This is a genomic window from Bacillus sp. B2-WWTP-C-10-Post-4 (genome assembly GCF_009183805.1).
Taxonomy (GTDB): Bacteria; Bacillota; Bacilli; order Bacillales; family Bacillaceae_G; genus Bacillus_A; species Bacillus_A cereus.
In genome coordinates this window covers 1-7652 of sequence record NZ_WEII01000152.1, presented here as the reverse complement: position 1 = coordinate 7652, position 7652 = coordinate 1, and the positions used below count along the sequence as shown (strand labels likewise).

Below are 7652 nucleotides of genomic sequence, written 5' to 3'. Positions count from 1 at the left end.
CAATTATACGAATTGATTAAAAAATGATTCATTCTTTTTATAATAAACAATCTAAATACTCAATTGATAAATATTACGATAGTGATTAAGTAATAAAAATAAATTTTACTATATCCATAGTAGAAAACATCTATACTAAATTTTCCGTATATATATTATCAATTTACACTTCACCCATGTCGATGTTACATTAAAGATGAAGATTGTTTCTTCTTTACAGACCATCTCAATATGTATTTGAGGAACATCTCCAATCCTATACGCGAGAGCAATACTATATTGACACTCAATTGAGTGTCTTTTTTTATATTCAAAAAATAAAAATCAGACTACTTTATATACTAATCCATCCACATACCCTATGTGGTTTAAAACTTTTAAGAGGAAACCTTCTAACAATAGGTTTCCTTCCATATCATATTAAATAAGAAGCAGGTTAAATACGGAGGTGATTTTGATTAAGACTACTTTAATTTCTCATTTTTACAATGAAGAATATTTACTTCCATGGTGGTTAATGCACCATACAAAGCTATTTGATCATGGCATTCTTATTAATCGTGGATCCACTGATCGTTCAGTTGAAATCTGTAAAACATTCGCTCCTAATTGGGAAATACGAAACTCAAAATCACTCGAATTTGATGCTTATTTAGTTGATCAAGAAGTTATGGAAATTGAAAGAGAAATTACAGGATGGAAAATGGTATTGAATACGACAGAATTCCTGTGCTGTTATAATAAAGAACAATTTTTTAAATCACTTAGCACTATGGGCGGCAATATGTTTTCAATAAGAATGATTATGATGATTGATGAACCGACTTATGGCTACACTAATCCAAGATATAGCTCTCCGCTTGTTAAACAACGTTATCACGGCATAATAATTCAACCTAATCCAAATCAACTATATCTTAACGGTAGATTAATTCACAATAATTCGCACGGGAACTATAGAGTCGGGAGACATGGCTCGCATTATCCTTATAGCATTTACATGGAACCTGCTTTTATTTTTAAATTTTTTTACAGTCCATGGAACGATCCAATGAAAAAACGAAAATTACAAATTGGGCCGACTCTTTCTCAACATAGTGTACGACGTGGATTAGGTTCTCATCACTTAACAACAATTGAAAAATTAGAAAAAAAATACAAATACTATGCAACCTTAACTACGGATCTCCGGTTATTCCCAGAATACCAAATTATATTTCCTGATCTTTGTCCTTAATGTCATGAATATTTAGTTTCGACATCTATCCGTTTTTTATTAACATACCAACTCCAACTAAATACTTTTCTCTAGTAGAAATCTGAGCTAGAATCCTTGCTGTACGCAAATTCCTCTTATTTAATCTCGTATCACTAGCCTATAATCTTTCATACCATTTCATTAAGCACTTGATGTTGGATCAGAAATAAAAAATGGTAATTCATTTGGAAAATTTTCAAATTCAGATTATATACCTTCTAAAACAAAGAATTCAAACAATAGAACCTAAACTAATGTTTTAAGTTATGGCTTTATTTTTTTATTATTCACTTTAAAATCTTTTTATAATAATATTGAAAAATACGGTATAATATAAATTACTGTTCTTTAGGAGGATTACAATGGCTGATAAGTATAAATTTTTCATTCTCATTGTTACCACATTTTTTTCATTCTTTTCTTTAATAAAAGATTTTCGCAACACTTCAAAAAGTTTCTTTTGGGGTAGTTTTATCATTCTTACAAGCTTCATGATACTATTAATACATGCTCTAGATTTAACTCAAATACTTTTTTATCCAAAGCAAATTGCGCTTGAATTTATTACCATACCACGTAAATTATTTCTACCATCTGTCACTGAGGCCGCCAGTTTCCCTCCAACACTAAGATAATAATTTGATTAAGAGCTCTTTCTAAAAGAGCTCTCTTTTTTAACATAAACATACCATATACAAAATCCAACCTTAACCACTTAATTACTTATAAGAACCTAACTTATAAAACGCATAATAATTATACTTATTTACTAGTATACAAGCCGTATCTCTTAGTAGAAGCACAGCATATTATACGATACAGGACAAAACTTTCAAAACACTTGTCCGAGTTAATTTTCAAAAAGGGGTGAACATAAATGCCTATCGTTAAACCTTTTATAGCTGGAAGACGATTTGTAAGTACAGCCGCAACAGGAACTGCTGCTGGAGCAGATTTAACTTTTGCTAACACAGACTTCACTGATGACACTGGTGCTGTAACAACATTCCCTGCTTCTTATGCCTTTTTAACACTTTATATTAATGGTGTTATTCAAACAGGTGATACTATTACTGGTGTGACTACTACAGCTGCTACTATTGTAGGAGGAGCAGTCCTAGATGGAGGCACTCCTATCGCAATTGAATTTACTATAACGTAACTTTAGTTGTCTTTTTAGAGGTTTCATTAAAAGAAACCTCTAATTTTAAAAATTCACATCAATTTTAGTAGCAACTACATAATACAGTGCAAATACTAGATAGAATGATAGAAATTTATACTCACTCTCAAAAAGAGCACTTATCTATAGTGATCTTTTATATAGCGCAATAATTTTTCGTCTATTTGCTCTTGGAGAATCGACTAAGCAGTTAGCTAAATTAGCTAACTGCTTTTTCCATATTGTATTTATTATTATTCATAGCTTTATCCGTAATAGTAACGCTTGTGCACTATCTACTATAAATTTTCATATATTGTATTATGCTTGTCCAAAATGTGAAGTTAATACTCACGAAATCTAAATACAAGAAAGGAGTGAAAATATGCGCTCATCCATTCGTAAATTCGCTAATTTTAATTGTGAAGCACAAGCACCTAGTACACTACCTGCCCTAGGTTTTGCCTTCAATGCTACTTCACCTCAATTTGCAACATTATTTACACCACTACTATTACCTAGTACAGGCCCAAATCCTAACATTACTGTCCCTGTAATCAATGATACAATTAGTACTGGAACTGGTATTAAAATTCAAGTAGCTGGTATTTATCAAATTAGCTATACATTAACGATTAGTCTTGATAACGTTCCAGTAGCCCCAGAAGCAGCACGCTTTTTCTTGACATTAAATTCATCGACTAATGTTATTGCAGGATCCGGAACCGCAGTCCGTTCTAATATTATTGGAACTGGTGAAGTCGATGTATCAAGTGGCGTCATTCTAATTAACTTAAACCCAGGTGATTTAATTCAAATTGTCCCCGTTGAAGTAATAGGTACAGTAGATATTCGTTCTGCAGCGTTAACAGTTGCACAAATTCGTTAATAAGGTGAAACTTTAATCATTGGGGTTTAGTTCATCCCCCCATGATTATTAGCCCTCACCAATTGGGTTGCCCGTTAATGCGGGATAAAAACAAAAGACTTGGCTAACTAACATTTAATGTTCCTTATACACACTAAAATATATTTTTATAGATTTGACACACATTTATATCAAACAAGCATATTTTATTGTATGTTGACTATATAGTCATACAAATCTAAAGCGTTCATAAAAGCACACTTATATGTGTGCTTTATTTTTAATTAAAACCTACAACATTCTCAAACAATATCCATATATTATCTTGATTCCTCTCTAAATATATAGTTTGTCTCAGAGCGCTTTTAACAGCGCTCTTTTTATTTAAATTCCGATTTTTAAGGTTCGATTTTATGATTTACGTTATACACATGCTACGCTACTTTTGAAACAAGGTATACATCTAAAGACTGTAAGTGAACAATTCAGTTATAAAGATATGTTCATAACATTAAATCGCTATTCACATGTTTTGCCTGGAATGCAGGAGGATGCTGTTAAAATATGTAGTGAAAAACCATTTGAATAGTAATATTTACAAATATAAAAAATGCGGTTTCTCCTCTCAAGAGAAACCGCAACATATCAATGTTTTTACTATATTTTAAACTGACTCGTATACAGATCAAAATAAAACCCTTTATCTTCCATGAGAGACTCATGATCCCCTCTTTCTAAAATTCTTCCATCCTTTATAACAAGGATTTGATCTGCTTTTTCAATTGTTTTAAGTCGGTGAGCGATCACAAAACTTGTGCGACCTCTCATTAAATTATTTAGCCCTGCTTGTATTTGTAATTCTGTTCTTGTGTCAATATTAGATGTCGCTTCATCGAGAATTAATATATCTGCATCTGCTAAAATTGCTCGTGCAATCGCAAGAAGTTGTTTTTGTCCTTGACTTAAATTCGATCCTTCTGAAGCAATTTCTGTTTCATATTGATTTGGCAAATGCTTAATAAAAGAATGTGCAGATGCTGCCTTAGCTGCAGTGATAACTTCTTCATCAGTAGCATCTAAGCGTCCATAACGGATATTATCCATAATCGAACCAGCAAATAAATACGTATCCTGTAAAACTACTCCTATTTTACTTCGTAAAGAATTAATATCATAATCTTTTATATCTTTTCCATCAATATGAATTTGTCCTTGCTGTATATCGTAAAAGCGAGTTAACAAATTAATGATTGTTGTTTTCCCTGATCCAGTCGGGCCAACTAAAGCAATTGTCTCTCCTGGCTGCGCTTTAAGACTCACTTCTTTTAAAATCGTTTTATTCTCTGCATAGCCAAATGAAACATTCTCAAGTGCAACATGCCCTTGTAAATTTTGTACAACAAATGCGTCTTTTTTATTTTGAATTTCTGGTACCTCATCCATAATCTCAAAAACACGTTCTCCACCAGCAACTGCCGCTTGAATTGTATTCATTAAAGTCGCAAATTGACTTAACGGTCTTGAGAATTGACGAGAATAATTAATAAAAGCCGCAATAACACCCACTGTTGTCATTCCGTTTAAGACCATAACTGATCCAGTCCCAATGACAAGCCCCATACCTAAGTTATTAATAAAGTTCATACTTGGAAAAATAAAAGCTGAAAATGTATCAGCCTTCGTAGCTTAAACTCTTAGCTGTTCATTAATTTTATTGAAATTTTGTACAGTTTCTTTTTCTTTTCCATACAACGTCGTAACATCCGCACCTGTAATTGCTTCCTCAATAAATCCATTTAATTCACCTAAATCTTTTTGACGCTTCGCAAAGTTTTTACCACTATATGCAACTAGTTTTTTTGTAACGTAAAACATAATAGGTACTGTAATTAAAGTTACAATTGCTAAAATCCAATTTAAGGCGAACATCGCAATCGTTACACCTATAAAAGTTAGCGCTGATGAAATAATTTGTACAACACTTTGTGTCAAAGCTTGGTTCAAATTATCTATATCATTTGTCACACGGCTCATTAAATCACCTTGAGAACGCACATCAAAGAACCGTAAAGAAAGCGTTTGGATTTTCTCAAAAATATCTTGTCGTATTTTTTGAATTGTTTTTAATGCAACGTTAATCATGACAAATGTTTGTAACCATGTTAAAAGTACAGTTACACCGTAAATCGCGATAAGTAACATACACATTCTTGCTGTACCACTTAAATCTTTCGGTACAATATATTGATCTATAATGACTCCCATAAAATAGGGACCTAATAATCCAAGTAAAGTAGTAACAACGACTAGAAATATAACAAACATTAGAGCAGCTTTTTGATAGCCCATATAGTTCCATATCCGCATTACAGTTCCTTGGGCATTTTTAGCTTTTCCCATCTTCGGTGTGTTTCGTCCACCTTTATTAGCAAATTGCCCTTGAAAATTACGCATGTTCTTCCCCACCTTCTTTATGCAAATTACCACCTTGGGAAAGATAAATTTCCTGATAAACCTCACTTCGTTCTAACAATTGTTCATGTGTACCATTGCCAACTAATTCACCATTATCTAATACAAGTATTTTATCCGCATCCATTATGGAAGAAATTTTGGACGCGATTAATAATGTCGTTGTGCCTTTATATTTTGTTTTTAAAGCTGTTTGAATAGTAGCCTCTGATTTTGCATCAACTGCTGATGTAGAATCATCTAATATGAGAATCGGTGGTTTTCTCACAAGTGCCCTTGCAATTGATACACGTTGTTTTTGTCCACCTGATAGATTTGTCGCACCTTGTGTTAAATTATATCGATAAGATTCTTCCAGCTTATTGATAAACTCAGTCGCACAAGCTGATGCAGCTGCTACTTCCAGCTCATCATGTGTTGCATTTTCTTTACCATAACGTAAATTCTCTTCTATACTACCTGAGAACAACAAAGCCTTCTGAGGTACAAACCCTATTGAAGCACGGAGTTTTTGCAAATCATATGTTTTAACATCTATTCCATCTATACATATTTCACCTTGATCCACATCATATAGACGTGGTAACAGTTTCGCTAAGGTAGATTTACCACTTCCAGTTGATCCAATAATCCCTACTTTTTCACCTTTTTGTATGCTAAACGAAATATCCTTTAAAACGTATTCATTATTTTTCGTATAACTATAACTAACATTTTTAAATTCGATATTCCCCTCGATTTTCTCAGGTTCGATTGCATTAGCTGCGCTTATAATATCAACCTCGGTATTTAACACTTGCTGTACACGATCCGCAGATGGAAAAGCTCGCGCAATTTGAATAAATACCATGCTAATCGACATAAGTGACATTAAAATGATATTCAAGTAATTAATAAATGCCAAAATCGCTCCTACTTGAAGCGTTCCATTGAATACTTTTTCTCCACCAATCCATAATGTTGCGACAATCCCGCCACTTACAACTAGCATAATGATTGGCATCATTAAAGAAATAAGTTGCACAGCTCGAATATTTATCTTCGTTAAATTTGTATTTACATTTCCAAATTGGGCGATTTCGTATTTTTGTCTTACATACGCTTTTATAACACGTACACCAGATAAATTTTCTTGTAACTTTGTATTCACTTTGTCCAATGCCTCTTGCACCTTTTTAAATGTACCACTTGCTTTACTTGCAATTAAAATAATCGCAAGTAATAAAATCGGAACAACTACAAGTAATATTGGAAATAACTCTCGCGCTGTTACAAAAACAATAATTATACTTCCCATAAATAACAGTGGACCACGAACGAGAACACGTAATGTCATCGTCATTGCCGATTGAATGGAAGTGATATCATTCGTCACGATCGTTAATAATTTACCTGTTCCAAATGAATCACGATTATTACTAGAAAATGTTTCTATTTTCGCAAACACATCTTTTCGTATGTCTGTAGCGAAATTAACAGCTGCTTTTGTAGAATACATCATACACCCAAGCCCTCCAACTAAACCGAGTGCTGCTGCTCCTATCATAAGAAGCCCCATTTTTATTACATAATTTAAATCCCGATTTGCAATCCCAACATCAATGATATGTTGCATAATAGTCGGTTGAATTAAGTCCATCGCAACCTCAAGTACCATAAATAGCGGTCCAATAATAGCGAAGAACATGTATGGTTTTAAATACAGTAATAACTTACGAAATGATTTCATACATAATCTCCTTTTCCCATGAAATTACCACTGAATAATTCATATCCCTCCTTATTTAAGCGATATTTTTTGTAATTTCTTCATTACTTTTATTATATTATGCAAATTAATATTTAACATTATTAAATGATAAGTATTAATGACTTTCTGGTCAATACATATG

General features: G+C 32.7%; 5 protein-coding genes and 1 pseudogene. 4 read left to right on the top strand and 2 right to left on the bottom strand.

Annotated features, from left to right (window positions below):
* Positions 1-454 precede the first annotated feature (454 nt).
* From GBN78_RS27415 to exsF, 4 genes are all read left to right on the top strand, one after another.
* Positions 455-1237, top strand: a complete 783-nt coding sequence (locus GBN78_RS27415; RefSeq protein ID WP_000598287.1) for a glycosyltransferase family 2 protein — start codon at positions 455-457, stop codon at positions 1235-1237.
* Positions 1238-1620: 383 nt separating this feature from the next.
* Entirely contained in the window at positions 1621-1893 is a 273-nt protein-coding gene (locus GBN78_RS27410) for a hypothetical protein (protein WP_152127914.1), read from the top strand.
* Positions 1894-2135: 242 nt separating this feature from the next.
* Entirely contained in the window at positions 2136-2420 is a 285-nt protein-coding gene (locus GBN78_RS27405) for a DUF4183 domain-containing protein (protein ID WP_001123247.1), read from the top strand.
* 385 nt (positions 2421-2805) lie between these two features.
* Positions 2806-3309, top strand: coding sequence for an exosporium protein ExsF (gene exsF, locus GBN78_RS27400; protein WP_001257877.1), 504 nt, complete (start codon positions 2806-2808; stop codon positions 3307-3309).
* A 636-nt stretch (positions 3310-3945) separates the two neighbouring features.
* Here the strand turns inward: exsF and GBN78_RS27390 are convergent.
* Together GBN78_RS27390 and GBN78_RS27385 are read right to left on the bottom strand one after the other, a co-directional pair.
* Positions 3946-5742: pseudogene (locus GBN78_RS27390) on the bottom strand (ABC transporter ATP-binding protein).
* The gene (locus GBN78_RS27385) at positions 5735-7489 is read right to left on the bottom strand and encodes an ABC transporter ATP-binding protein (RefSeq protein WP_152127913.1); all 1755 of its coding nucleotides are present in this window, start codon (positions 7487-7489) and stop codon (positions 5735-5737) included. The pseudogene GBN78_RS27390 and the gene GBN78_RS27385 overlap by 8 nt, the downstream one beginning before the upstream one ends.
* Between the last annotated feature and the right edge of the window lie 163 nt (positions 7490-7652).

Bases quoted from the DNA above. Each gene is read 5' to 3' on its own strand.
- exsF (WP_001257877.1), top strand. From the start codon at position 2,806: ATGCGCTCATCCATTCGTAAATTCGCTAATTTTAATTGTGAAGCACAA.
- GBN78_RS27385 (WP_152127913.1), bottom strand. From the start codon at position 7,489: ATGAAATCATTTCGTAAGTTATTACTGTATTTAAAACCATACATGTTC.
- GBN78_RS27405 (WP_001123247.1), top strand. From the start codon at position 2,136: ATGCCTATCGTTAAACCTTTTATAGCTGGAAGACGATTTGTAAGTACA.
- GBN78_RS27410 (WP_152127914.1), top strand. From the start codon at position 1,621: ATGGCTGATAAGTATAAATTTTTCATTCTCATTGTTACCACATTTTTT.